Below are 26,158 nucleotides of genomic sequence, written 5' to 3'. Positions count from 1 at the left end.
ATCGTCGGCGAGATCAAGCGGTTCTTCCGCGACACCTCCTGGGCGGTCCACGTACCCCGCCGCCTCCAGGAGGCGCGGGTGGAGCTGGCCAAGGCCAACGAGGAACTCAGCACCCGCCTGGGCCGCATGCCGACGGTCAAGGAACTGGCCGAGCTGATGAGCCTGACGGAGGAGGAGGTCACCGAGGCGCAGCTGGCCTCCAACGGCTACAACTCCTCCTCGCTCGACGCCGCCCTCAGCGGCGAGGAGGAGTCCAACGACGCCTCCCTCGCCGACTGCATCGGCAGCGAGGACCCCGCCATGGAACTCGTCGAGGACTTCCACGCCCTCGCCCCGCTCATCGCCGACCTCGACGAGCGCGACCGGCAGATCATCCACCTGCGCTTCGTCGAGGAACTCACTCAGTCCCAGATCGGAGAACGGCTGGGCTGCTCGCAGATGCACGTCTCCCGCCTCCTCTCGCGCACCCTGAAGCGCCTGCGTGCGGGCCTGCTCGCCGACAGCTGCTGACCAGGCAGCCGCCGAGCACGCGGAGGGAAAGGCCGGCGCCGCGGTGCGGATCGCACCGCGGCGCCGGCCTTTCGGCGATGCGGCACCCTGAGCCGTGTCGCTCTCCTGACGTGACGCGCGGGTTCCCGGGCGGGCGGCACGGGCAGGTCTTCCGCCGTGTCGGGCCCGGGTGAGGCACACTGGCGGCGTGCGCATCGTGATGATGACGGCGGGATCGCGGGGTGACGTCGCGCCGTACACGGGTCTGGGGGCCGGTCTCGTACGGGCCGGGCACGAGGTGACGCTGGCCGCGCACGGGCTGTTCGAGCCGCTGGTGGCCGGGTCGGGAGTGCGGTTTTTTCCGCTGCCCGTGGACCCTCGCGCCGAGCTGCACTCCGTGCGGGGACGGCGGCTGCATGACGCGGCGACCGCCGCGGGGAAGTTCGTACGGCTGGCGTCGATGGCCCGGAGAGCGGTCGACGAGATGACGGCGGCCCTGGTCGAGGTGGCACGCGAGGCCGAAGTCCTCCTCGTCGGCGGCTCGTTGGGGCCGCTCGGATACGCCATCGCCGACGGCCTGTCGGTTCCCGCCCTGGGGCTGCACCTCCAGCCGCTGCACCCGACGCGCGAGTTTCCCGCTCCGGTCCTCGGCACGCGGTCCCTGGGCTCGGTGGGGAACCGGCTGAGCGGACAGGCCGTCATGACGTCGGTGGAGCTGCTGTTCTCCGACGCCGTACGGTCCCTGCCGCGCCACGGGCTCGTGGCGGCGGGCCGGACCCGGCGGCATCAGGCGCGCCCGGTGCTGCACGGCTACAGCGAGCTCGTCGTCCCCCGCCCCGGCGACTGGCCCGCCGGCCTCGAGGTGTCCGGGTACTGGTGGCCGCACGAGACCGGGCGGTTGTCCCGGGAACTGGAGGACTTCCTCGCCGCCGGGCCCCCACCGGTCTTCGTCGGCCTGGGCAGCGCCACCGTTCCCGACCCCGAGCGGGTGAGCCGCGAGATCGTCACCGCCCTGCGCGCGGCGAAGACGCGCGGGATCGTCCAGCGGGGCTGGGCCGGGCTGGGCGCCCGGGGCGACGACATCCTGACCGTCGACGAGGTGCCGCATTCCCTGCTGTTCCCCCGGACGGCCGCCGTGGTCCACCACGCCGGAGCGGGCACGACCGGCGCCGTCCTGCGCGCCGGGGTCCCCACCGTTCCGGTGCCGGTCCAGTTCGACGCGGCGTTCTGGGCGTCCCGCCTCACCGCGCTGGGCACCGCTCCGGGTGCGGTGCCGCTGCGCCGTCTCACCGCCGACACCCTGGCCGGGGCCCTGCGGCGGGCGACCACCGACGGTTCCCACCGTGCGCGTGCCCGCGCGCTGGCCGACCGTCTGGCCGGGGAGGACGGCGTCGCACCGGTGCTCGCCGCGCTGACCCGACTGGCGCGCTGACCGCCCGCGGTGCAGAACCCCGGCGCCCCCACGGCCCGGGCTCGACCACGACCCGGGCCCTGGCACGGGGCCCCGGTGAGCCGGGGCCGTCAACCGGAGTCGTACCCCCACCTGGCCGCGCCGTCCTTGCCCATGAAGCACTTCGCCGGACGTCCGTCGGCCGTCGTGGCGGTGGCGCCCACGGGGGAGCAGGACTGACCGAAGCCGATGCCGCCGCTCGAACCGGTCGTGGATCCCGAGCCGCCGGAGGAACCGTCGTAGGAGGACCCTCCACCGCTCGTCGACCCGGAGTCCTCCCCTCCTGTGGTGCCGCCGTCCGAAGAGGAATCGTGGGAACGCTGTGGGCGGGGCTCGGGCACCGGTGTCGCCTGTCGGCCTGGCTTCGGCTTGGGCTTCGGCTGCGGTTTCGGCTTGGGCTTCGGGGTCGGGCTGGGCGCGGTGCAGGAGACGCCGGGCCCGATGAGCCACAGGTCGACCTGCGTGGTGACGGGGACCTCGATGCCGGCCTCGGGTTGCTGCCGACAGACCTGCCGGTCCCCGAGGTCCTGAGAGCGGTCGTTCAGCTGCTGCCCGGTGTGGGCGTGAAAGCGGACCACGCGTCCGAGGCCGAGTTCCCCGAGGGTGCGCGACGCCGCGTCGAACCGCTCGCCGACGAGGCCAGGCATCACCACCCGCCGGGAGCCGTCCAGTTGTGACGGGCACGGTTCTGCCTCGGGCACGGCGTACAGCGTCAGCGTCGTACCCGACGCGGGCGTGCGCTCGCCCCGGGAGGGATTCTGGAAGCAGACCCGCCAGCCGGCCTGAGCGGGCGTCACCGTCCGGTACGCGGAGGAGGCGTCGGCGGCCGCCACCCGCCAGGGACCTCGGCGCGCCTGGGCAGCGGCCGTGTCCAGGGCGGCTCCCCGGAAGTCGGGAACGACCAGCGGTCGGTCCGTTCCTCCCGTGGCCACGGCGTCGTCCTGCCCGGGGCCGTCGCCCAGACCCGCGACGAGCACCACGGCGGCCAGCGAGGACACCGACACCGGATGCCGTCGTATCCACGTGGAGGACCGCCTTCCTCCGCCGGGACGCTGAGGCGAATCGGCGGGCAGGAGCTTTCCCGCCGCTTCGAGGAGCTCGCCCTTCGGATCGATCTTGGAGCCGTGCAGCTTGTGCGGTCTCCCGTCGACGAGGACCTCGACGGAGTCGAACATGCCGTGCCGCCGGCGGAGGATCCGCAGCGGCCCGGCGACGCGGGTCGCCTTCGTCGTCAGCAGGTTGCGGAAGAGGATGAGCCCCTTGCGGGTGAGTACGGCGTACCCCCAACCGTCGTTGTAGACGGACCTGACGACTTCGCCGGGCCCGAGTTCCCGCAACAGGACCTCCTTCTGGCCGTCGGAGAGGGAGATCTCACCGGCCGCCACCGCGGCGGTCCGAGGGTCCTCGGTGAGCGGATCGGACACGGGCTTCCCTGAGCTCGGAGGTACGGAGGGTCGACCGAGGGAGGCCCGGCTCGGCGATCTCGGACGTACGCGATGCTAGCGCTTGTCGAACGCCCGTTCCGATCGGGCACCCGGCGGCCCGTGCGGTGAGGGGGCGGAGTGACATCCGGCGCGGGGGGCGAGCATGATTGCTGCCGATGTCCCGCCCGACAGCTCGGCGTACGAGAACGGAAGAACCGCCCGGTGTCCAAGCACGACCAGGCCATGCGTCGCCATTTCCACGAGGCCGCCGCGCGGCGCGGATTCTCGGTTGCCCCGGCACAGGAGGCCGCCGTCGGGCGGTTGGCGCGGTTGGCGGCCGAACTCGCCAGGCCGGCCTGGACGTTCCCCAGGACACCCAGGGACCTGTACGTCTGGGGTCCGGTGGGCCGGGGGAAGAGCTGGCTGGTGGACACCTTCTACGAAGGGCTTCCCGCCGGGCGCAAACGCCGCCTGCATTTCCACGACTTCTTCCGCCGGCTGCACGACGGGGTGAGCGGCCCGGGCAACCGCCACGACGGACAGAGCGCCGTGGACCGAGCTCTCGACGAACTGATCGGGGACAGCAGGGTCCTGGTCTTCGACGAGTTCCACGCACACGACGCGGGCGACGCGATGCTGATAGCGCGTCTCTTCCGCACGCTGCTGGACCGCCGCATCACCCTGGTCACGACCTCCAACTACCCTCCTGCCGGCCTGATGCCCGACCCGCTCTACCACCACTTGTTCGAGCCCACCATCAAGCTCATCGAGGAGCGGATGGACGTCCTGGACGTCACGGGTCCGGTGGACTTCCGCCGCCTCGCGTCGACTCGGCCGGCAGGGGGCGGCAGGCGGTTCGCGACGGGCCTGTGCCTGCCCCCGGGCGGTAAGGCTCTGGCGACGCTCGGCCTCACCTCCCCGGCGCCCGCTGAGGCCACCGCCGTCCAGGCCCACCTGCGGGAGCTGCCGGCCCGCGCCGTGCGCGGCGGACTCGTCTGGTTCGGCTTCGACGCCTTGTGCGAGAACGCGACGGCGGTGCCCGACTACCTGGCCCTCGCGGAGAACTTCACCACCCTGGTCCTGGACGGCGTACCCCCGCTGACCGAGGCGTCCGCGGACGGCCGGCAACGGTTCGCGAACCTCGTCGACGTGGCCTGCGACAGGGACGTCCGGCTCGTCCTCATCGGCTCCGACCCCCTGGCGGGCCTTCCCGCCGACCACGCCCTGACGCGCGACCTGGATCGCACGGCCAGCCGGCTCGCGATGCTCCGGCGGACGAACTGAGTCCCGGCCGGACGACCGCGCACCGGCCCTCCGGTGGCGCCGGGAGCGCCTGTACAACGCCCGCCAGGTCAGACGGGCGGCATCAGATCGCTGTCGCTGACGGTGTAGGTCAGCGGGGGATAGCGGAAGTCCGTCTCGTTGTTCTCGCGGCGCCGTAGTCGGTAGAACTCGCTCCTCTGCTCATCGTCGGCCGACGTGAGGCGTGCACCCTGGGGGAGGTACGCCTGTCCGTCGCGAAACCGGAGCAAGGTCTTCGACGTTCGAAACGTCACCCCCAGCCACGGGTTGTCCGTCGCGTCGGCGGGTCCGTCCCACACGATCTTGTGTCTGAGCCGCCGATTGGAGTCGACGGAGAACGCGACGACGCTGTCATGGGAGAGGGGGATCTCGACCTTCTCGCCGTCGAGCTCCTTCGATGCGAAGATCAGTTTTCTCGAAGGGGCCGCTTCGGGGCGGCGGTAGCAGGAGTAGACGGCGATGAACGACCCGTCGGCCAGATCGAGAGCCTGGTCGGAATGGCTGCCCATGGTGCGGTAGGAGTCCGTGTAGCTCTCGATGAGGGCGTTGTCGAAGCGGAGCGACAGCGCCGCACGCTCTTGGATCCGCCGCGCCAGCCGCTCGTGCACCGCCCCGAAACGCTGAGGCGGGTTGCCGTACCGGCTGGTGGTACGCACCAGAGGGACAGCGCCCGTCTCGTCGACCCTGGTGAGCACGGCACCTCGCCGCCCCTTCCCGACGTCTTCCATACGCGCCGACTCCGAGAGCTCCGCGAAGAGGCCGGCCGTGGCCGCGGCCCCGTCGTCCTGGGGCTCGATGGGCGCGGCGAACGTGAGGATCTCGTCCGAGATCCTAGACGCGGGGGGCAACGTAGTCTCCTGTGTTCATGCTGAAGAGGAACTCCTCGCCGTAGTCGACGAAGGACGAGGTCCTGTTCTCCTCGGCGTACAGCCTGCGCAGTTCGTCCATGCCGGACGAGGTGGGCGGTTCCAACTTCACCCGTCCTCCGGCCGCTTCGAGGAACGTCTGACCGTCCTTGTGAACGGCTTCGGCGCTCGAACAGCGCACCACGTATCCCAGACGGGTCGGCAGCAAACCGGCGTCCAGCGGCGAGGGCCGGATCTCGTGCGTGTACAGGCGGTTCGTGGACAACGGCATGAGGAAAACGGATCCCGGGTAGAGCGTCACGGTGAACTGCGCGGGCAGCGCGATGCCTTCGCCGGTCCCGGTCGGTTCCTTGAGGCGAAAGCGGAGTGTGGTCAGCCCGCTGACACCCTTCACCCCGTAGTCGAAGGCGTCTCCGGCCAGGGGCCGCAGCCCGTCGAGCCGGTCGTAGAAGGTGCAGAAGGCCATGATCCCGTTGACGGGCATGTCCTTCGTCTTGTCGGCATGCGCCGAGATCTTCGCCTTCGACTGCCTGCGCTCCGTCGTGGCGAGCGTGTTGTGGTAGATCTGGGCGAGGACGTGATTCAGCGGCGCCTGGCCCCGGAAGGCGGCGGCGGCCTCACGGTTCAGGTCCTCGACGACGCGCGTGTCGGTCGGCCCGAAGTTCTCGGTCGGCCCCGAGAGATTCGTGGAGCACCGGAGCAGGCGGAAACGCAGCTCGTCACCGCTTCGTGCGACAGGCGTCAGATAGATTCCGGTGCGATGGGCCGTTCCGGGCTTGGTCGACTCCGTCAGGGACTGGAATTCGTGCTCCGCCCGGATCCGTCCGAAGTGGCCGTCGTCCGGCTCGAAGAAGCGGCGGTAGTGCACACCGACGCCGTGTACGCGAACGGGAACCCGACCGAGACCGACCGGGGTCCAGGCATCGTCCGTGTCCTCGCGGTAACCGTGCGACAGCTCCCGGACGACGAAGACCCGGTCGGCGGACCGCAGTTGCCGAGCGCTGATCCCGGACAGGTCGCCGCACAGGTAGACGGTCCTCCGGGTGAGGTCCGGCGGGTCGTCGGCCAGGGCCTCCGGTGGGATCACGGACCCGAGGAAGTCCCTGACCCACTCGTCGTCCCGCAGCGCCGTCGGCGCGACCAGGAGATTGCCCGCCTCGTCGATGCGTGCCTCTGCCGGCTCTTCCGTGTCCATCAGGCGGTACCTGTCCTCTGATCTCGATGGATCCCTCGACGCCCCGTCAGACGCGTGGGCCGACGCCGTGGAGGAGGGTGTCGATGACGCGGGCGGCGAGGGTGTCGGCGTCGGTGCCGTCCGTGTCGCCGTGGAGGGATTCGCCGATGAGCGCGTAGTAGACCCGGCGTACCCAGTCGAGGTCGGCGGCCTCGTCGATGAGCTTGGCGTCCTGGGCGCGCTTCAGGACGGCGACGCAGCGGCGGGCGATGTCCCGCTGGAGGGCGGCGGCCTCGCTCGCCGGGTCTTCGGGGAGTCCGAGGGCGAACGCCCAGGCGCCCTTGACCTGGAGGACGTTGGCCGTGATGCGGTGCATCGCGACCAGCGGGGGCGCGGTGTCCGGCCTGCCGTCGTCCACGGCCTGGGCGAGCCGGCGGGCCGCGGAGGTCGCCAGCGCTTCGACCAGCGCCTGTCGATGGGCGAACCGGCGGTGGATCGTCGTACGGGACACTCCCGCGGCCGCGGCGATCTGTTCCATGGAGGCGCCGGGGTCTTCGGTGAGTACGCGCTCCGCCGCTTCCAGGATCGCGCGCACGCTGCGCTCCGCGTCCGCCCGCAGGGGCTGCGGCGCCTTCTCGTCCATCATGCCTCCCCGTAGACCCGTGCCTCCGGAGACGTTACACCGCCGATGCGCTCGAACGGGTAAGTGAAACAATCCTGTTGCAGCTTTGCGGAAAATCGGTACTCTCAACCCCAGTTGCCATCGGTTGACGGAGGAACTCATGAACGGCACCGCCCTCGGAACAACCCCCAGCACCGCTCTCGTCACCGGCGCGTCGTCCGGCCTCGGCGCCGAGTTCGCCGAGCAGCTCGCGGCCCGCGGGCACGACGTCGTCCTGGTGGCGCGCTCAGGCGACCGCCTCGCCGCACTCGCCGACCGCCTGACCGGCGAGCACGGCGTCCGCGCCCACGTACTGGTCCAGGACCTCGCCCGGCCGGACGCGGCGGTCCGCGTCGCGGAGCAGCTGGCCGCTCGCGGTCTGACGGTCGATCTGCTGGTCAACAACGCGGGCTTCGGCACCTGCGGCCGCTTCGAGGAGATATCCGGGGCCCGCGACCACGACCAGCTGATGGTGAACGTCGTCGCGCTCGTCGACCTCACCCACCAGCTGCTTCCCGGCATGCTGGAGCGCGGTCGCGGCTCGGTCGTGAACGTCGCTTCCAACGCCGGCTTCCAGCCGTCCCCGTACTTCGCCGTCTACGGCGCGTCCAAGTCCTTCGTCCTGAACTTCGGCCTCGCCCTCCGCCAGGAGTACCGGCGACGCGGCATCCGGGTGCTCACCGTGTGCCCCGGCCCCGTGGAGACCGCCTTCTTCGAGACCATCGGCACCCGCAGGGCGGCCGTCACGGGCGCGATGACCACGCCGGAGTTCGTCGTGCGCGCCGCCCTGCGCGCGCTGGACCGCGACCGCGGCTACATCGCCCCCGGATTCGGCAACGCCCTGAGCGCGCACCTCACCCCCCGCCGCCCCCGGACCCTGGTCGCCGCGATCGCCGAACGCGTCACCCGCAGGGTCCTTCGGGGCGGTCAGGTAGAGGGCGGGTAGGGCGCGGACTTGAGGCGGCGGGCGAGGTGGGCGGTGTTGGCGGCGAGGGTCTCGGTGGTGGCGGCGGTCTTTTCGGGAGTCTTGTCGAGATCCTGGTAGTCGGTGCCCTGCATGGCTTCGCCGACCCAGTAGGTGACGGCGTTCGGGGCGAGGGAGAAACCGACGTCGTTGAGGCCCTGGAAGAGCTCGGCGCTGACGTGGTGGGCGCCGTCCTCGTTGCCGATGACGCAGACGGCCGCGGCCTTCCCGTAGGTGAGCATGCGGCCCTCGTCGTCGCTTTCGCCCAGTTCGGCGTCGAGGCGTTCCAGGACGCGCTGGGCGAGGCTGGAGGGGTGGCCGAGCCAGATGGGCGTGGACAGGATCAGGATGTCGCAGCCCAGGATCGTGTCGCGGATCTCCGGCCAGGCGTCACCGTCTCCCATGTCGGTCCCGACGCCCGGTTTCACGTCGTGGTCGGCGATCCGGATCACCTTTCCGGTGACGCCGTGTTCGGCCAGGGCCGCCATGGTCTGCTCGGCCAGCAACTGGGAGCTGGACCGTTTCGGAGAGGGGGAGAGCGTGCAGACCAGGGCGACGGCGCGCAGCGGTGTGGTCTCGGTCGTGGTGTCCATGCGATCCGGCTACCCCGACGGTCAGGCCCTATCCCGCCCTCTGTCACGACGGCCGCCGATCGAGGGCCGGTCTTCCCCTGATGCGGCTACCGGTCCGCGGAACCGGGTTCGGCCATCCGGCGGTGCCCCTCCGCCTTGAGGCCGTCGGGCAGGATCTTGTTCGCCACGCCCTGCGCCCTCGTCCTCAGGGATCCGGCGACGACCTTGTCCTTGCCCGCGAAGAGGGCGTCGAGGCCCTGCTCGGCCACCTGGGCGGGGTCGTCCTTCGAGCCGCTGCCGACCTTGGTGTCCTCCATGCCGGCGCGGCGGAAGAAGTCGGTGTCGGTGGGGCCGGGCATCAACGCGGTCACCGTCAGAGGCGTGTCCTCGAGCTCGTTCTGCAGGGCCTGGGAGAAGGACTGCAGGAACGACTTGGAGGCGTTGTACACGGCCTGGAACGAGCCCGGCATGGTGGAGGCGATGGACGACGTGATCAGCATCCGTCCCCCGCCCGCGGCGGCCATCGACCGCAGCAGCCTCTTGGCCAGGTGCACCGTGGAGCGCACGTTCAGATCGACGATCTCCAGCTCGTCGTCCAGTTCCGTGTCGAGGAACGCCCCTCCTTCCCCGACGCCCGCGTTGAGCGCCGCGACGGCCACCGGACGTCCGGTGGCCGCCACCGTCTCGACGAAACGTTCCGCCTCCTCGTAACTGCGCAGGTCGGCCCGTACGGGCTGCACGCTCGCACCCGTCCGCCGCCCGATCTCCTCTGCCGCCTGCCGCAGCCGGTCCTCGTGGGCGGAGTTCACGATCAGGTCGAAGCCCCGCTCGGCGAGCTGCCGGGCGAGCTCGAACCCGATTCCACTGGACGCGCCGGTCACCACCGCAAGTTCTCGGTTCTCGGTCATGTACGGCGCCTACCCGTGCGGGGCCGGCCATGCGCAGGGACGGAGGCACGGCCGACGCGTCGGAGACGGGGCCGTCAGACGCCCGGGCCGGAGGCGCCGTGGCTCGTGACGCCCGCCCGGCGCAGGGCCGACCGCCACGCCAGGGCGACCGCGGCCTCGGCCAGGCCCAGGAGGACGAGCCACAGCCCGAGGAGCCTGGTCAGAGCCCGGGCCGACTCCGTCGGAAGCGCCAGGACGACGATTCCCGCGACGATGCCGAGGGCGGCGACGGCCATGACGATGCCGCGGTGCGGCATGTTCTTGGTGGCGATGGCGGAGTACAGGGTGACGATGCCGGACACCAGCCAGACGGCGCCGACGATGAGCGAGAGCGCGGCGATCGTCTGGAGCGGGTTCCTGAGGCACAGCACTCCGCCCAGGACGCACAGGACGGCCACGATCAGGCCGGGCACGCGGTCGCCGCTGTCGCGGCCGAAGACGGCCACGAAGCGGAAGACGCCGATGACCAGCAGGTAGAGCCCGATGAGCACCGCCAGGACGTGCAGGGTCACGTCCGGCCAGACGAGCGCCAGGACGCCCGGGACGAGCGTCGCCATCGCGGCGCCGAAGAGCCAGGCCCACGAACGGCCGAGGCGTGCCAGCTGGTCCATGGGGTCGGCCGCGGGACCGGTGGGAGCGCTGCCGGTCGTGTCTCCCGGTCCGACGCCGGGTGCGGAGCCCTGTGGCATGGTCATGTGTCCTCCTCGCGCTCGCCCGAATCGATCGGGCCCGCTCCCGTCGCTCGGTACGGTCGTGGAGACGTGGTGACTTCTCCCTCACCGAGGAGTCGCGGGGGAGGCCTCGCGCACGGGGCCGGCAAGGGACCGGGCGAGGCTCCGGTACAAGTCTGCACCTTGCGCATGACCTCCGCCTCACGCCGGCGCCCCCGCGCGAGCCGGCCGACGAGCATCCGGCGCCGTCCGAACCTAGCGTGGGGTGTGGGAACCGACCGGACGGAGGACCACGGCATGAGCGACGCCATGGACAAGGCCAAGGGACGAATCAAAGAGATCGCCGGAAAGATCACCGGCCACGAGCGCCTCGAGGCCGAGGGCAGGACGGACCAGACGACAGCGAAGCTCCGCCAGAAGGCGAAGAACGTGCGTCACCGGGCCGAAGGAATCATGGACTCCCTCAAGCGCGACCGCTCGTAACCCTGCACCACGCCCACGCCCACGGCGGTGCGGCCGGCACCGGTCGGGCGCGCCGCGGCGTGGAGCGGGGGGAGGGGCGGGACGACACGACGCCGCACCGGAAGGACGGACCCACGCTGGTGTCCCGCCGTGATCCCGAGGAGGGCAGGCGGCCCGCCGTACGAGGGCCCCGCCCCGAGGTCCACCCGTCGCGGGGCCGGTGGCGCGGGCCCATCGGCACCTGGCGGGCCGTCGTCCTCACGGTCGCCGTCCTCGTGGTGGCCAACCTGCTGTTGCACCGGTTGACCGGCCCGCTCCGCCTGGTCGCCGCGGTCGCGGTCGCCGTCGTGCTCCTCGGTGTGCTCCGCTGGGCGAGCGGTACGTGGGCGGACGCGGGCCTGGCGCCCGGGACGCTGGCCCGCGGTGCCAGGTGGGCATCGGCCCTGATGCGCCTTGTCGCGGCCGTCTACCTCGTCGGCGCGCTGCTGCCGGCCACCCGCGTGCTGTTCGAGGACCGGCGGTACGACGGGATGGCCGGGAGCGAGTTGCCGGCGCGCGTGCTCGTGGTGGTTCCCGTCGGCACCGTCCTGGTGGAGGAGACCGCCTTCCGCGGAGTGCTCTACGGACTGGTGCGACGGGCCCGCGGGACGGTCTGGGCGACCGCCGTGTCGAGTCTGCTGTTCGGCCTGTGGCACGTCCTGCCGTCCCTGGGCCTGGCGACCGCGAAACCCGCGCTGACCGGCGTCTTCGGAGACTCCCCGGCCGGCTCGGTGCTCGCCGTCGCCTCGGCCGTGCTGTTCACGGCGGCGGCGGGCGTCCTGTTCTGCGAACTGCGCCGCCGCAGCGACAGTCTGCTGGCGCCCATGGGCCTGCACTGGGCGGTGAACGCGTTCGGATACGTGGCCGGCTTCCTGCTGCGCTGACCCGTGACCGTGCCGCGGGCGGGGGACCACCGGTCCCGCGGGCAGGGGATCAGTCATTCGGCCGGATGACCTCGCGCAGCCGGTCCAGGTCCTGGGGTGTGAAGCCCGACGGCCGCATGACGGCGTTCCAGCCGTCGACGTACGCGGCCTTGTACGTGTGACCGTGGCCGTCCGGCACGCCCGTGGAGAACGGCAGGTCCGCGGTCACCTGCCAGAAGGTCACGAAGGGGATCCAGACCATCTCTTCGAGGACGTCGCCGCCCGCTTCTCTCCGATCCAGTCGGGCTCGGAGAGGGCCGGCCGAGGGCTCCACCGGACGATCGGGTCGGAGGGGTGCATGAGGTACAGCACCCGGGTGCCGTCCCACGGCGCGTCCCCCGGGAGGATCCCGGTGGCCGGGTCATCGGTGAACCGTACGGTCCGCCCCTGCTTGTAGACGGGTTCGATCTCCGGACTGCCCGCGTCGCGGTGGTCGCTGAACTCGCGGAACAGGGTGTTGAAGTTCGGGGGACCGGCGAACAGGGTGCCGGTGAAGGCCCGGCACGAAGGGGCAGGCGACCACGGTGACGGGGCTGAAGCCGGTGACCCCATGAGCCTGCGGATCTCGTGCTGCCAGTACTGCCCGAACCCGAAGGAGAGGCCGAACAGTACGGTCGCGCAGATGATCAGGACCCGCCACGACCCTCGCGACGCGCTCCGCGCCTCCCGGTCGGCGAACGCCCGCCACACATAGGCCGCGATCACCCCGAGCCCGTACCCGATGGCCGCACTGATCCCGCAGATCAGCCCCTGCAGGACCCCGCCCCGAGGAAGCAGCGACGGCGTGAAGGAGAGGCAGGCCAGGAGAAGGGCACCCCAGCAACCGGGGAGCGTGAGCCGGAGCGACCGATGCCGCTTCCGGAAGCCGGCGGTCGGCTCCACGCCCCCGCCGCTCGCCTCATCGCCGCCGGGTTAACCATCCGGCGGCTGTTTGTCCAGATCAGGGGCCATGGCAGTCCTCCCGGGGAAATAATCCCAACCCCCGCCCCACCATGCCACCCGGACCGGACGCCCCGCCGCAACGGGTGGCCGGGGCAGACGCTCCGCCGTATTGCGCGGCCGGAGCCCGTCGCCCCGCCCCACCATGCCACCCGGACTCGCCGCCCCGCCGCAACGGGTGGCCGGGGCAGACGCTCCGCCGTACCGCGCGGCCGGACTCGGCGCCTCGCCGTACCGGGCGCCCGGGCACTCAGTCGCTGTAGGTGACCCGCGCGCCGGGAGCGTCGCTCCCCGTAGCCCGCCCTTCGGCAAGGTCGGCATGCGGTCTGACGACGACGGCGCTCCGACCCTGGCCCGACTCGTCGTCAACTCCCTTGTGCCATAGGAGAGACACCTCCGTGTACCCAGCCGTCCCGACGGTGGTGAGAACTCGGCCGGAGGACCGGCGGTTCGTCACGCTCCGTACGCCCAGGGGCCGTACGTTGACGGGGAGTGTCTCCTCCCCCCGACGCGCGGCCCGCCGACGCCCCCGTGCGGCTCCGTCGGCTGCGGGGCCGCGGGTCCTCACGCAGCGTCGTCGAGGATGACGTACGAGCTCGCGAGACCCAAGACCCGACGATGCGCCGGGCGGTGAACGGATGTGCCGCGCAAGCGAATTCGGACGGCGGCGCTGACTCCGTCGGCGTCGGCTTTTCCGCCGCGCCCGAGGTCGGTGGCAGTCCGTGACACCGTCCTGGATGCACCGGATCGTTCGCTCACGCGGTTCGGCCTCGCCGCGCGTGCCGCTCACGGCTCCCCGGTTGAGCGGTTGCGAGAGGCGTACGAGTATGGAAGGAGACAGCTCCGTGCGGAACGGAATTCTCCGAAACGGCTGAGAAGTTGTCTCATCAACGGTTTCCCCCCGCCCTTGTGTGAAGGGCATCCCCCTGATCCGGACCAGTCTCCGGAGAGCGACATGACGATCAAGAACATGCAGTTCGCCTGTCCGAAATGCGGCGAGGAGTCGACGTACGCCGTGCAGACGAACGGCGAGGTGACCGACCAATCGGGTCTGGCCCTGCACCAGAACCTGGGGAACGTGCAGAGGCTCGCGGTTCCCTACAAGAACAGCCCGAACCGTGACGCGTATGGCCCGCTGGTTCCGCAGGGCATCGTCGTCCACTACACCCAGGGCAAGTACGAAGGCGCCATCGGGCACTTCCAGAACCCCGCGTCCAAGGTGTCGGCGCACTTCATCGTGGCCAGGGACGGCCGGCGCGTCCAGATGGTCCCGCTTCCCGACCCCGACACCGCCGGCCCCCGGGACGGGCGGTACACGGCCTGGCACTGCAAGGGAGGCAACACCCGCTACTTCGGCATCGAGCACGAGTTCGGCTATCCCGGGGCCACCTACCCGGCCGACTGGACCGAGGAGATGATGGACTCCTCGGCGGAGATCTCGGCGTACCTGTGCGCCGTGTACGGCATCCCGATCGAGGTGCCGCTCGCCCCGGACGAGCGCGACTGGTTCACGGGCTTCGGCGGCCACTACAACGTGCCCAACAACAGCCACACCGACCCGGGGCCGTACTTCCCGTGGGAGTACTACATCAACCAGGTGGAGTACTACAGGAGCCGCATGGCCGACGCCCCGTCCGGCCCCGCCCTCTCGTCCGGGACGCCGCTCCAGTCGGCGAAGGGATCAGGAGCGCCCGTCTACCAGACGCTGTGACCGGCGCGTGAGGTGACGCCCCATGACGGCCTCCAGGGTGACCGCGCTCACCGCCTGTTCGGTCGCTCCCGGCCGGATCGAGCTCCTCGCCCTGGACGAGGGTCGCGGGGCGAAGCACAGGCTCTTCGCGGCGGCCCGGGACGGGAGCGGTGACACGCTCCGTGAAGAGGCCGGCGCCGAGGCCGGGAACGGCGCCGGCGCCGAGGCGGGCGGCGGAGCCGGGGACGTCGCCGACGATGTCCTCGCCGACGTGCACGGCCACGGCTGGACCCCGTGGACGTCGCCCGACCCGCTCGCAGCGCAGCCCCCGGCGAGGGGCCCGCTCCTGACGGAAGAGCAACTGGCGCTCCTCCGCAGACAGGTCTCCGAGGGCCGGCGTTCCGACGTCGACCCTCGACCCACCGGCTTCGCCGCGACGGAACGCGACCTCTTCGCCGTCGTCGGTCGCGGACTGTGGCACCGCATGTGGACGGAGACCACCACCTGGGAGGACCTCGGCGGCGACCTCACCACCGATGACGCGACCGCCCCCCACCTCGCCGCCGTCCACGACGAGGCCGGGCCCACCCATGTGTTCGCGGTGGGGGCCGGCACGGCCCTGATGCACAGACAGCTCGACCGCACGTGGTCCGACTGGCAGCTCATCGACATCCGGGCGGACGTGCGGGGATACCAGGCGCTGCGCCCCGACGACCTCGTGGCGCTCACCGTCCACGGCAGCGGACTGCGCGAACGGGTCCGGGCCGACGGGGTGGTGGAGGTCCTCGCCGCGCAGCCCGACGCCCGCCTCGTCGTGGAGTTCCCCCCGCAGCACATCGCCGAGACCGTCTCCGCGACGGACACGACCAGCCAGGCGCGGAGCGCGGGGCCCTCACGACTGGCCTTCGCCATCGGCCAGGAGGCGGTGCCGCTCACGGTCGACGGCGTACTGACCGCCATGAGCAGACTGCCGCTTGTCGCGACGCCCGAGACCGCGGGAACGGAAGGCGCCCGTCTCGAACTGCCCTGGCGCCTGCTTCTTTTCAGCGGGCCTCATCTCGTCGAGTACAGCGTCGGCCCCCTGACGGGTCGACCTGGAAACCCCGAAGGAGGGAAACATGGAAATCGGCAGGATCGAACGCAACCCCGAGACGCCGAAGTCGACGCCGTCACCGCGAGGGGGTCGGGAGCTGGACCGCGAAGCCGCAGAGAGGCTCGACGAGATCCGGCAGTACTTCAAGGACCTGTACACGCGACGCGACGTCATCGCCCACACCACCAGCCCGTACGGAGAGGAACTCGACTGGGTCCCCACCGAGGCCGATGCCGAGCCACCCGAGATCGATTACCCGAAACGCTCCGGCAGCACCGACCGTCCCACGCTCCCCCAGCCCTTCGAAGTGGCCGCCGCCGGCGCCGAGAAGGGCCCTCCCGGCACGGTCCCGATGGTGCGCAAGCAGCTGGACAGCATCACCAGCCCCGGCACGCTCCAGGACTACCTCGCCAAGGGAACACGCGCGAAGACCGTGACGCCGCCCGACGATCCCGGCTTCGCCCCCGCGGTCGCCACCCGGCACAAGTACGCGCACGCCGTCCAGCAGGTCACGAACTACGGGACGGAAGGCTTCATCAACACCTGGAAGCCCTTCGTCCAGTGGTCGAACGAGTTCTCCCTCGGGCAGGAGTGGGTGGTGCGGGGCAGCTTCGCGGTGGGCACGACCGACGGGCAGACCGTCGAAGTGGGCACGCAGGTCTACCAGGGCCTCTACGGGGACTGGAGTCCGCACCTGTTCATCTTCTACACGACCAACAACTACACGGCCAGCGGCCCGAAGAAGGGCGGCTACAACACCGACGTGCTCGGCTGGAAGCAGGCGTCGACCACGGTCTACCCGACCATACGCCTCGCGGAGAGCGTGTACTTCGGGAACCAGTACGAAATCGCCATCAAGGTCACGCTCTTCAACGGCAACTGGTGGGTCCGGATAGGCAACGAATGGATGGGGTACTACCCCGCCGGCGGCACCGACGGTCTGTTCAACGCCGCAGGGCTGCTCAACCAGGCGCAGTCCGTCGACTGGGGCGGTGAGGTCGTCGACGACGGCGGCCACCCGGAGCCGACGCGCACCCAGATGGGCAGCGGCTACTTCCCGTTCGAGGGCTGGACCCGTGCCGCCTACATGCGCAACCTGGCCTACCAGTCCGACCCGTCGGGAACGATGGTCGGCATGAACGGCTACCTCCACGAGACCAACCCGAACGCCTACAGGATCGTGGCCGACTTCTCCGGGACGACGACCTGGGGTTCGAACTGCTACTGGGGAGGCCCGGGAATTGTCGAGTGACCTGCCGACCGAGGACGACCGGCCCGAGGTGATCCCCTCCGAGGTCGATCCGGACTTCGAGTGCGTCCGGACCGACCTGGCGGGCGGGGCGGCGGAGCCGCCGCCCTGCCCGCCCGCGCGGGACGCCTTCCCCTTGCCGGGGGAGAGCGTGAGGCTCTGCCCCGAGGGTTACGTGCCCCGGCGTCGCCGCCGCGACTACAGGCTGGACGGGAAACGGATCGTCACCGACTCCCCGGCGACCCGCAACCCCGACGAGCCGCCGCCTCACGGGGCGGCATCGCCGCCCCGGACCTCCTGAGACGCCGGGGAAGCGCTCCGGGACGCCGGGGGAGCGCTCCGGGACACCGGGGGAGCGCTCCGGGACACTGGGGGAGCCCCCGGGGGAACGGAGGGAACGGTCACGTCGCACGGCCCGTGGTCGTCGTCACCCCCGTACGAGACGACGATCCCGGCCCCGTCCGCCGGCAGCTCCGCCGTCCGCAGCGTCGCCATGCCCACCTCGTCCAGGAGGACCGTTCCGAGCACCCGGCCGTCCGTGCTGAAGGTGACGGGGCCGCGTGGCGGGGGACCGCCGGGGACGGTCGGCGTGACCCGTACCGTCAGCGTCGCGGACGGCCCCGTGGCCAGGGCGGGCCGGGTGGCGAGGGAGCGGGAGGTCGACGGATCGATGGCGAAGGAGCCGTCGCGGGCGATCCCGAAGGTGCCGCACAGGCCGTGCGCGGTCCGGGGGAGGTAGCCCGTCGCCGGGGCGAGGACGGCCGTCAGCTCACGGGGGGTCTGGGGCAGGGAGTCCAGGGCCGTCACACCGACGAGGTCGCTGTCCGCCCCCACCGTCGAGAGCACCACCGGAAAACCGCCCACGACCAGCGTGTCCGTGCCGCGTCCTGCCAGGAACCGGTCGCAGGACCCGTCGTAGTCGACGGTGCCGTCGGGCCGGACGGTGTAGGCGAGGTCGGCGGCCACCCCGGGACCCGCCTGGAGGAGGTACCCGGAGGCCGGCAGCAGCGTGAGCCGGTGCGTCGAGGTGCGGGGAAGGCCGCCGGTGTCCGCGGCGGACGCGCCGACGGGCAGCAGGCCGTGGGAGAGCGCGCGGCCGTCGACGGTGATCGTGTGCCCGTGGACGGTCAGGGTGTGCTCGGACGCGTCGGCGAAGCCGGCCGCCTCCGAGCCGAGCCGGACCCGTCCGTCGGCGGAGACGGAGAAGGCGAGGCCTCCGTCGGCGGTTCCGGCCGCGACCCGCAGCCGGTAGTCGGAGGCGGGCAGCAGACGCAGCTCGTGGACCCGGTCCGGCATGAGGGGTTCCGCGTCCGGAAGGTCCGGGACGAGTGGATGGTCGAGACCCCGGGCGTCGAGGGTGACGCAGACGCCGCGCACGGTCAGCCGCCGTCCCCCGCGGCCGCCGAGGAAGGCGTCGAACTCCGGGGCGAAGTCGAGCGTGCCGTCCTCGCGCACGTCGAAGGTGACGGCGGCCGCGGTGGTGTCGGCGAGCCGCAGGCGGTAGCCCCTGCGGGGCGGGAGCGACACCTCGGGCGGCGGGTCGGCCGCCCCGTCGAGGAACCGGGTCCCGGGCCGGGTGCCGTACCCGGAGGGGGCCGCGGACCCGTCCCCGTCCCCGTCCGGGTACTCGGGTACGGCCCCGACCCCGGAACCGGGTCCGGCCGCGGGCCCGGACCCGTCGGCGATCGCGACGAGAGGAAACGTCAGTTGTGAGGTGTCGACGGTGATGGCCGGCATCGGCTCTCCCGATCGGTCGTTGGTGCGGGGGAGGGGGTCAGAACGGTGTCGTGCCGGTGATCTCCAGGCGCGGTACGAGCTCGATCCGGGTCTCCTTCCGGGCCGGCCGGGTGGGCTCGCCGGTGACGCGCGCCCAGCGGCGGATCCGCTTGTCCCAGCCGCAGGTGACGAGCTCGGACTCGTCCCGCGTGGCCGCCAGGGAGGGCACGCCCCAGCCGTGCGCGGCGACGGGCGCACCGATGCGCTGTCCCGTGCGGTCCCAGCGGTGCAGGAGGCCGCGGGCGCTGCCCGCCGCGATCTCGCCGTCGCCGGTCATCAGCAGCGACCACACGGGCGAGTCGGCGACGAGCGCGGGTCCCACCGGCCGGCCCGAGCCGAGGTCCCAGCGGCGTACCGTGCCGTCCCGGCCCCCGGAGGCGGCGCTGCGCCCGTCGGGAGCGGCCGCGAGCGCCTGGATCGGGCCGCTGTGGCCGAGGAGCGGCTCCCCGATCTGCGTCCCGTCCGACCGGCTCCAGCGCCGCACGGTGCCGTCCTGCCCGGCCGTCACGATGACGTCGTCGGTGAGCGCGACCGCCCGTACCGTTCCCGCGTGCCCCTCGAGGGGTTCGCCGAGCGAAGAGCCGGCCGCCCGGTCCCAGCGGCGTACCGTGCCGTCCTGGGAGGCGGAGACGAGTTCCCGCCCGTCCTGGGTGACGGCGAGGCCCCGGATACGGCTCCGGTGGCCGGTGAGGGGCTCGCCCAGGGGGGTGCCGTCCACCCGGTCCCAGCGGCGCAGGACCCCGTCGCCGCCGCCGATGACGATCTCGTGGTCGTCGGGGGTGAGCAGCATCGCGTAGACGGTCCGTGTGTGCACCTTGACCGGGTCGCCCAGAGGTCGGCCGAGCAGCCGGTCCCACCGGTACACGTACCCGAGCCAGTCCACTCCGACGATCTCGGCGTCGTCCGAGGTGAGGTCGAGGACCATCAGATCCCTGGGCACGGCGATCTCGCCCACCGCCCGGGTCGTGCGCGGCAGGGCGAGGGCGTCTCCCCGCAGGAGGTCGCCGCGCGGGCCGCGCCCGCTCCCCTCGCCCGGCATTCCCGGCCCCGTCCGCGCGTTCGTCCTGGCTTCCGTGTCCATCACGATCCCTTCGGCGGTACGGTCCCGTCGAACGCGAGCGCGCTGGACGCCTCGCCCCGGCCGGCCCGGACGCGGCGGCCCACCCACTGGTGGACCCGGCCGTCCTCACCGCGCGCCACGACCGGCACGCGGCTGACGGTCACTCCCGCGCGCGGGATCTCCTCGTCGCGGAAGAACACCCGTTTCACCTCCGGTTCGAGGACCCGGCCGGCCGCCTTGACCTGCGGGAGCCGGGTGCCGTCCGGGCGGAAGCGGGGGATCTGCCCGCGTCTCAGGCAGATGGCCGCCGCGCCCTCCTCCAGCGGCACCGGCACCAGGGGGATCCAGTGCGGCGGGACCGGCGTCAGCAGGCGGTAGGCGAGCGCCGCGGGGTCGGCCGGCGCGACCTGAGGTTCGTCGTCCGGCGGTTCGTCGGCCCGGATGCGCGGTCTGCCGGTGGCGCTCTGCACGATCCGCTCGATGGCGAAGCCCAGGTTGGCCATCTCGTCGCGGGCGAAAAGGACTTCCTCGACGGGCGCGCCCTCGAGGCGGGCCGAGGCGGTCGGCAGCAGCGGAAGGAGGGGAGGTGCCGGGGCGCCGGTCGAGGCGTCCGTCAGACGGAACACCGACCAGTGGTCGTCCTCGGCCGGCTCGATCACGGTCGTCTCCTCGAAGGTGTCGACGACCGTGAGCGAGGCGATCCGGTGGAGCGCGCTCGTGGCCAGCTCGACCGGGACGACCCAGTGGTCGTTCCCGTAGACGTTCGCGAACTCGACGACGAGGAGCCGGGCCAGGTCCGGCACGCCCGCGCCGATGTCGGGCAGGTTGACGGTGGCGTCCTCGAACTCCCACCAGCGTTCGGCGGGCATGCCGGGATACGTCACCCGGGTGGGCAGCATCCCCACCGGCGCGCCGCCGGCCGGCGCGGGCAGCGGCCCGCCGCCCGTGTCGAGGTCGAAGTGGTACGCGTCGGCGGCGCCACCGGTGTACTCGGGCGCGGTCAGCGTCACCGTCCGGCCGCCGGGCGCGGCGGTGACCGCGAAGCGGTGCTCCAGACGCTCCCGTGCCCAGCTCGACGGCACCGGCGGCCGGTACCGCTCCCCGAACCAGGCCAGCCAGAGTTCGACCGCCCTGTCGAACGCGGTCCGCTGGGAGCTCGTGAGCCCCGGCGGCCGCCAGCCGTCGGCCAGGTGGCCGGCGAGCGCGGCCCCGTCGGGCGCCCGGCCCGCGAGGAGCTCGCGCAGGGCGCGCCCGGCCGGGTCGCGGCGCAGCGGGTCCAGCTCCGGATCGCTTCCGGGTCCGGGCAGCGGCGCCTTCGCGAGGACCGCCTCGTCGATGTCGTCCAGGATGCCGGAGGGCAGGTTCACGGTGCGGAGGGTGGCGAGGAACCGTCCGCCGGCCCGGGCGGCGGCGCGGAGCGTGAGCTGCCGCGCGGTCTCGCCCGCCGCCGCCCCGGCCTCCGCCAGGAACTCCAGCGGCACGCCCTTCGGCAACGGCACCGCGGTGCCGTCGGCGGACGGACGGAAGGAGTCCAGCGGCGTGCTCTCGGTGCTGAGGGTGCACCAGACGGGCGAGCCGCCGTCCTCGCCCGCGAACTCGGCGACCTGCCACTGGCGGGCCAGCAGGAACAGCGGGTCGGCGACCCGCGCCGCGAGCGCGTCGTCGAGCTGGCCGCCCGTACCGCTCGGCCTGACCACCGGCTCCACGCGGTGGAACTGGCCGAAGTGCATGACATCGAACACCGTCAGGACTCCTTGTCGGTCAGCAGCTTGACGAGGGACCCCAGCTCGGCCCGCTTCATGAGGTCCTTCATGTTCACGGAGGGCGCCGAGGGCAGCGCCGTCTCGGGCAGATAGGCCGCGGGCAGATAGCGCCCCACCCAGCCCAGCGCGTCGAGGTCGACCAGCCGCAGCTTGGCCAGGTCGAGCGCCTCGCCGACGGTGGCGGCCAGGACGTCGGGCGTCCAGGGCACCCCCACCTCGGGCGGTACGGCGAGCAGGACGGCCTGCGGAGCGCGCGCCCCGGGCGCGTCGTAGTGGAACGTGGCGCCGGCCGTGTGTCGCTGCGCGGGGATCAGCTCCGACCACTCGTCGACCACGAGGACGGCCGCCCGGTGTGTCGCGAACGGCTGGACGGGCCCGTGCACCACCAGGCCCGTCGCCGGCTTCCTCTCGTCCTCGGGTGTCCTGCGCGCGCCGACCCAGCGGTCGCCCTGCGCAAACGGGACCTGTCCTACGCGCAGGACCTGGCCGGACCCCGTCCCGGCGGTCTCGGTGTGCAGCAGCAGGTCCGCCAGGGCACCGGTGCCGGGCCGGACCGTGCCCATCTGCTCCACCCAGTCGCCCGGGACGAGCCGGGCGTCTCCGCCCCGTTCGAGGCCGGACCCGAACGAGGCGTCCAGCGCGTCGGCCTCCGGCGCCCGGGCGAGGCCCAGGGCCCGGAAACCGGCGCCGAACACCGCCTCCAGGACCGCGGCCGGGCCTCCCGGATCGTTCCGCTTCGCCTCCTCGTCCGCCTGGGCGAGCCGCTCCTTCCCCTTGCGCAGGGCGCCGGCCAGCTGGTCCGCCAGCTCCGCGGCGGAGCCCGACGGCGGCCCGGTCACCCCGTAGCCGGCGAGTGCCTCCAGGTCCTCGGCCGCGAGCGCGGCCCGCAGACCCGCGCGCGCGGTGTCCGCCCGGTCCTTCAGCTCCTGGTCGGCGGCCCCCTGCGGGGGGTTGTGGGCCGCGGCCACATCGGCTGCCGTGCCCGCCCTGCCCGAGGCGAACACCGCGGCGACCGCCGCGCCCAGCGCCTCGACCTGGGCGATGCCCACGGTGGTACGGGCCCAGGCCGGGGCCCTGGCGGCGCGCAGGACCGGCACGGCGTCGTCGGGCACGCTCGGTGGCCGCTCGTCGGTCAGCGCGCGCTCCAGAACCGTCCGCAGCCGGCCCGCGGCGGCGAGCGCCACCACGTCGAGGGCGCAGTACCGCGTGAGCGGCCAGGCGTGCTCGGTGACCGTGGCCGACCCGGCTCCGGCGTCCTGACCCGGCCGCACCCAGACCGCCCGGAGCCTGATCCGGGCCGTGGGCCCCAGCTGGTGCCCGGCCCACGCGTCGAGCCGCGGTTCGGCCAGCGCCCGGGGCCGTGCGACCTGCTGGGCGCCGTCCCAGCCCGCAGCCCGGGCGGTCCCCTCCGGTACGACGACGAGGACCCGGTGGCCCACCGGAACGCCCTGCCGAGGCGTGTCGAGCACCTGCGGCCGGGGCGGCGGCTGCCCGCCCGCCGCGAGGGACTCCATGGTGGCGGCCGCCCGGTCGTGGTTGCCGTTGGCCAACTGGTGGACGCTCTCGGCGAGGAGGAGGTCCGCCACCGCGTCGAGGTCGTCCCGCAGGGCCGTGAGGTGCCGCCGTACGGCGGTCTGCTCCGCGGGGGACATCGGCGTGGCGCCCGCGTGCGCCTTGAGGTGGTCGACGACCTGCTGCTCCGGCACCTCGGCGAGCCGCGCCCCGTCCGTCACGTCGTGGGGACCGATGAACCCCTGCGCCTCCGTGTCCGGGTGGTGCGGCCTCTGCACCGACCACTTGGCACGCAGCGGCGCGATGAAGCGGTCCAGTTCCCGGGGCGCGTCCGTGCTCTCCCGCTCGTCGTGCAGGCGCCGTTCGAGCCGGTAGCCCAGCAGCGCGCCCAGGGGCTGGCCCTGGGCCATCCCGTCGACGACGGTCATCGCCACGCGCATCCGGCGCGAGGACAGGTCGACGGCGAAGGCCCCGGGGTCCGTCGGGTGCGACAGGGCGCCGCTGCGCAGGATGGCGGCGGTCGCCGCCTGCGGGATCGAGGGCGCGAGCACCCAGCCCCGGCTGCGCCGGCCGGGGTGCGGCGACAGGTTCTCCACCCAGCCGTACGCGCCCAGCTGCACACCGGCCGGACGCCGCTTCCGCAGGGCGTGGAGCCGGGCGGTGGCGAGAGAGGTGATCCACGCGTCGAGGCGGTGCGACACGAGGTCGAGGGACTCGCCGAGGAGCCGTTCGACCGGCCCGAAGGCGTCCCCGCGCCCGTCCCACTCCTTCACCCGCTTGGCGAGGTACTGGAGGGCGGCGTCCATCTCCGCCAGCCGCACGCTCCACGGGCGTTCGGTGCCCAGCAGGGCGAAGACGCCCCGGCGGTTGACCGCCGCGTCTGAGACCCGCCCGGCAAGGGACAGGCGGGCGTCGACGATGGCCTGGAACACCGTGGGACCCCGGTCGGTCCCGGACGCGCCGTCGGTCCCGGCGGCGACGCCGACCCCGCCGGCCGGCGACTGCATGATCTTGCCCAGGGTGAAGGGCCTCGCCTTCAGCCCCGCCGCACCGATCGTCTGCAGGGCCGTGTCGGGATTGAGCAGCACCTCGGCGAAGCGCAGCCGGGGCCGGAACACCAGCGGGTCCTTCGCCCCGGCGGCGGCGCGCCCGTACTCCAGGTTGGCGCTGTGCCGCAGCAGCGCCTCCAGGAGGGTGCGCGCCTCCTCCTTGCCCACCACGAGCTTGCGCACCTCGAAGCGTTCGACGACGCGGTCGAGGAATCCGGCGAGCTCGGCCACCGGATCCTGCCCCTCGGGCAGGTGCGGTCGCGCGTACGGCAGCCAGAGCCGGGTGGCCCGGCCGTTGACCTGGTAGGTGACACGCGGCCGGTAGGGGATGCCCAGGGCCTCGTTGAGGGCCCGGGACTGGCGGTCCTCCGGCGTGCTCGCCATGCACTGCTCGCCGGAGCCGAAGCCGAAGCCGAGGATGCCGAGGCTGAGGTCCCCGAGGCAGGCGAGCATTCCGCCCTGGACGGACCGCACCGACACCGTGCCGGACACCGGGGCCATGCCGAGGGCCCGCAGGACGTCCGTCTCGGGCTTGGGCAGGGGGAGCGTCTCCCCGGGCTGGTCGCGTCCGCCGACACGGGGCAGCGTGTCGACGCCCACCTCCCAGAACGGGCGCAGGACCCCCAGGACGCGGTGGAGCCCCGCCAGTCCGGGCGGCTCGTGCTGCGGGGTGTCGGGCCGCCAGCGGGCGGTCGCGGTGACGGGCAGCAGCCCGTACGGCTGCCTGCCGACCCGCAGGACCGGCAGCGGGCCCCTGGCCCGTACGTTCTCGTAGTGGTGGACGCGCAGCCACTCCCGGTCGACGTCGAGCTGCCCGCCTCCCCTGTCCTGGTCCATCCGGTCGTCGAGGAAGAAGTCCCCGGTGGCGCTCCACAGGGCGAGTTGCATGCTGCGCGCGTCCGCCTGTTCCGGATCGGCGGCGCCGGGGAGCGCGTCCAGGCCGCCCGGTGGCAGGCCGAGGGCGGCGGCGGTGCGCGTGCCGTTGTCCCACGCGTCGGCCGCGGCGGTCGGGAGGGCGCCGAGCAGCCGGTCGACGTCCGGCGGCGCGGGCGGCGGGACCTCGGCGTCCGGAAGGTTGTTGGTCGGCATGCCCTGCGGGACGAACGCCGCCTCGCCGTCCCCGTCCCGGCCGGACAGCAGGTCGGCGACGCGCGCCGCGGCCGCCTCCGGCCCGAGCGAGGCGGACACGCCGAACACGACGACGCGGGTCAGCAGCGGCTCCCGTTCCGGCGCGTACCCGTTCTCGGGGAGCAGCCGCAGGGTGACGGCGAGCCCGTTCTCCACCGCGGTGTCGTACTGCTTCAGCCAGAGCAGCGCCGGATCGAGGTGCGGTCCGCCCGGTGCGGGTTCGGCGTCCGGGTCCGGACCGACGTGCACGACGTCGGGCACCGCCCGGCCCGCCTGCTCGGCGACCAGTCGGTCGCCCTGGTAGGCCCGTACGACGAACATGTCCGGCAGCGTCGAGGCCCTCGCCGCCCGGTTCCAGCCGCGGCCCCGGACCGGCACGTCGGGCCACTGCGGTTCCGGCACCGGCCCCGCGTCGGGCACGGGCACCGGCGGCCGGGTGTCCGAGACCGGCCTCAGGCGCCGGACCAGCCACCGGGCACGTTCCGCGCCGACCGCGCCCGTCAACTGGCCCCAGGCGGCGAGCAGCAGCCGCTCGCGGTCCTGCTCCGCGTTGTCGGCGCGGCCCGCCCGCCACACGGTCCGCCAGTACCGCCGGGCCTGCTGGACCTCACCGTCGGTGGGGTGCGGCTCGTGCGACTCGATGTGGATGTCGTCGGGGAAGACGCGAACGAGGAGTTCGTCGGGTCCCGGACCGTCGAGGCGCAGCCGTGTCTCGAGCCGTACCGGCAGGAGCATCAGCGGCACCCCGGGGTCCACCTGGCGCAGCAGCGGGGCGAAACCCTCGTCGGCGAGGGCACGCAGCTCCTCGTCGACGGCGCGCCGCGCGGTGTCGAGGCGGGTGAACGCGGTCCTGCGTTCGGCGTCGGTGGCCTCGGCGCCGAGCAGGGCGCGGTGCTCCTCGGCCTCGGCCACGTCCTGGCGCAGTGCGCCGAGATCTCTCATCGGTCGTTCTCTC

At 72.9% G+C, this 26,158-nt stretch carries 20 protein-coding genes and 1 pseudogene; 9 read left to right on the top strand and 12 right to left on the bottom strand.

The genetic code is table 11. The features are described from left to right. Positions 1 to 510: sigma-70 family RNA polymerase sigma factor (locus tag AC067A_RS36250; protein WP_479247693.1), on the top strand; the 510-nt coding region annotated here is incomplete at its 5' end. Positions 511 to 712: 202 nt separating this feature from the next. Next, on the top strand, positions 713 to 1,921 hold the full coding sequence (locus tag AC067A_RS36245) for a glycosyltransferase (protein ID WP_479247695.1): 1,209 nt from the start codon (positions 713 to 715) through the stop codon (positions 1,919 to 1,921). A gap of 89 nt (positions 1,922 to 2,010) precedes the next feature. Here the strand turns inward: AC067A_RS36245 and AC067A_RS36240 are convergent, their stop codons facing one another. Continuing rightward, a complete protein-coding gene (locus tag AC067A_RS36240; RefSeq protein ID WP_479247691.1) occupies positions 2,011 to 3,363 on the bottom strand; it encodes a hypothetical protein in 1,353 nt (450 codons plus the stop codon). 222 nt (positions 3,364 to 3,585) lie between these two features. On the opposite strand from AC067A_RS36240, the gene zapE reads away from it, so the two are divergent. Further along, positions 3,586 to 4,647, top strand: a complete 1,062-nt coding sequence (gene zapE / locus AC067A_RS36235) for a cell division protein ZapE (protein ID WP_479247689.1) — start codon at positions 3,586 to 3,588, stop codon at positions 4,645 to 4,647. A 68-nt stretch (positions 4,648 to 4,715) separates the two neighbouring features. Here zapE and AC067A_RS36230 read toward each other — a convergent pair whose 3' ends face one another. From AC067A_RS36230 to AC067A_RS36220, 3 genes are read right to left on the bottom strand one after another with little or no spacing between them, the layout of a single operon-like run. Then, positions 4,716 to 5,513, bottom strand: coding sequence for a hypothetical protein (locus tag AC067A_RS36230; RefSeq protein WP_479247687.1), 798 nt, complete (start codon positions 5,511 to 5,513; stop codon positions 4,716 to 4,718). Then, complete coding sequence (locus tag AC067A_RS36225; protein WP_479247686.1) at positions 5,497 to 6,726, bottom strand: hypothetical protein; 1,230 nt, start codon at positions 6,724 to 6,726, stop codon at positions 5,497 to 5,499. The genes AC067A_RS36230 and AC067A_RS36225 overlap by 17 nt, the downstream gene beginning before the upstream one ends. Positions 6,727 to 6,772: 46 nt before the next feature. After that, positions 6,773 to 7,351 (bottom strand): TetR/AcrR family transcriptional regulator, encoded by a 579-nt coding sequence (locus AC067A_RS36220; RefSeq protein ID WP_479247684.1) that lies wholly within the window; start codon positions 7,349 to 7,351, stop codon positions 6,773 to 6,775. Positions 7,352 to 7,487: 136 nt separating this feature from the next. Between AC067A_RS36220 and AC067A_RS36215 the strand changes: the two genes are divergently transcribed. Further along, positions 7,488 to 8,312: an SDR family NAD(P)-dependent oxidoreductase gene (locus AC067A_RS36215; protein WP_479247683.1), complete on the top strand. Its 825-nt coding sequence runs from the start codon at positions 7,488 to 7,490 to the stop codon at positions 8,310 to 8,312. On the opposite strand, the gene AC067A_RS36210 is transcribed toward AC067A_RS36215, so the two are convergent. From AC067A_RS36210 to AC067A_RS36200, 3 genes are all read right to left on the bottom strand, one after another. Next, positions 8,294 to 8,923 carry a flavodoxin family protein gene (locus AC067A_RS36210; protein ID WP_479247681.1) on the bottom strand — a complete coding sequence of 210 codons (630 nt, stop codon included), beginning with the start codon at positions 8,921 to 8,923 and terminating at the stop codon, positions 8,294 to 8,296. The genes AC067A_RS36215 and AC067A_RS36210 overlap by 19 nt on opposite strands. A gap of 86 nt (positions 8,924 to 9,009) precedes the next feature. Then, a complete protein-coding gene (locus AC067A_RS36205; RefSeq protein WP_479247679.1) occupies positions 9,010 to 9,810 on the bottom strand; it encodes an SDR family NAD(P)-dependent oxidoreductase in 801 nt (266 codons plus the stop codon). A 74-nt stretch (positions 9,811 to 9,884) separates the two neighbouring features. Beyond that, complete coding sequence (locus AC067A_RS36200) at positions 9,885 to 10,544, bottom strand: HdeD family acid-resistance protein (RefSeq protein ID WP_479247677.1); 660 nt, start codon at positions 10,542 to 10,544, stop codon at positions 9,885 to 9,887. A gap of 273 nt (positions 10,545 to 10,817) precedes the next feature. Here AC067A_RS36200 and AC067A_RS36195 point away from each other — a divergent pair, with 273 nt between their 5' ends. Both AC067A_RS36195 and AC067A_RS36190 read left to right on the top strand, forming a co-directional pair. Next, positions 10,818 to 11,003 (top strand): CsbD family protein, encoded by a 186-nt coding sequence (locus AC067A_RS36195; protein WP_479247676.1) that lies wholly within the window; start codon positions 10,818 to 10,820, stop codon positions 11,001 to 11,003. 119 nt (positions 11,004 to 11,122) lie between these two features. After that, a complete protein-coding gene (locus AC067A_RS36190) occupies positions 11,123 to 11,905 on the top strand; it encodes a lysostaphin resistance A-like protein (protein WP_479247675.1) in 783 nt (260 codons plus the stop codon). Between the two features lie 49 nt (positions 11,906 to 11,954). Here the strand turns inward: AC067A_RS36190 and AC067A_RS36185 are convergent. Continuing rightward, a pseudogene (locus AC067A_RS36185) lies at positions 11,955 to 12,826 on the bottom strand (alpha/beta-hydrolase family protein). 1,012 nt (positions 12,827 to 13,838) lie between these two features. Here AC067A_RS36185 and AC067A_RS36180 point away from each other — a divergent pair. From AC067A_RS36180 to AC067A_RS36170, 3 genes are all read left to right on the top strand, one after another. After that, positions 13,839 to 14,594 carry an N-acetylmuramoyl-L-alanine amidase gene (locus AC067A_RS36180; RefSeq protein WP_479247674.1) on the top strand — a complete coding sequence of 252 codons (756 nt, stop codon included), beginning with the start codon at positions 13,839 to 13,841 and terminating at the stop codon, positions 14,592 to 14,594. A gap of 1,097 nt (positions 14,595 to 15,691) precedes the next feature. After that, complete coding sequence (locus AC067A_RS36175; protein ID WP_479247673.1) at positions 15,692 to 16,918, top strand: neprosin family prolyl endopeptidase; 1,227 nt, start codon at positions 15,692 to 15,694, stop codon at positions 16,916 to 16,918. Further along, on the top strand, positions 16,908 to 17,216 hold the full coding sequence (locus AC067A_RS36170; protein WP_479247671.1) for a hypothetical protein: 309 nt from the start codon (positions 16,908 to 16,910) through the stop codon (positions 17,214 to 17,216). The genes AC067A_RS36175 and AC067A_RS36170 overlap by 11 nt, the downstream gene beginning before the upstream one ends. Here the strand turns inward: AC067A_RS36170 and AC067A_RS36165 are convergent. Genes AC067A_RS36165 through AC067A_RS36150 form a run of 4 tightly spaced genes read right to left on the bottom strand, consistent with a single transcriptional unit; the run spans position 17,183 to position 26,145 of the window. Next, a complete protein-coding gene (locus AC067A_RS36165; RefSeq protein ID WP_479247669.1) occupies positions 17,183 to 18,652 on the bottom strand; it encodes an Ig-like domain repeat protein in 1,470 nt (489 codons plus the stop codon). The two genes, AC067A_RS36170 and AC067A_RS36165, sit on opposite strands and share 34 nt — an antisense overlap. 37 nt (positions 18,653 to 18,689) lie before the next feature. Continuing rightward, on the bottom strand, positions 18,690 to 19,772 hold the full coding sequence (locus AC067A_RS36160) for a WD40 repeat domain-containing protein (protein ID WP_479247668.1): 1,083 nt from the start codon (positions 19,770 to 19,772) through the stop codon (positions 18,690 to 18,692). Beyond that, complete coding sequence (locus AC067A_RS36155; protein WP_479247666.1) at positions 19,772 to 21,493, bottom strand: hypothetical protein; 1,722 nt, start codon at positions 21,491 to 21,493, stop codon at positions 19,772 to 19,774. Before AC067A_RS36155 ends, AC067A_RS36160 begins: the two co-directional genes overlap by 1 nt. Before the next feature lie 2 nt (positions 21,494 to 21,495). Continuing rightward, positions 21,496 to 26,145, bottom strand: coding sequence for a hypothetical protein (locus AC067A_RS36150; protein ID WP_479247664.1), 4,650 nt, complete (start codon positions 26,143 to 26,145; stop codon positions 21,496 to 21,498). Between the last annotated feature and the right edge of the window lie 13 nt (positions 26,146 to 26,158).

This window comes from Streptomyces sp. NPDC043176, assembly GCF_056436715.1.
The sequence above is the reverse complement of the archived record's forward strand: the minus strand, read 5'-3'. Positions and strand labels throughout refer to the sequence as shown.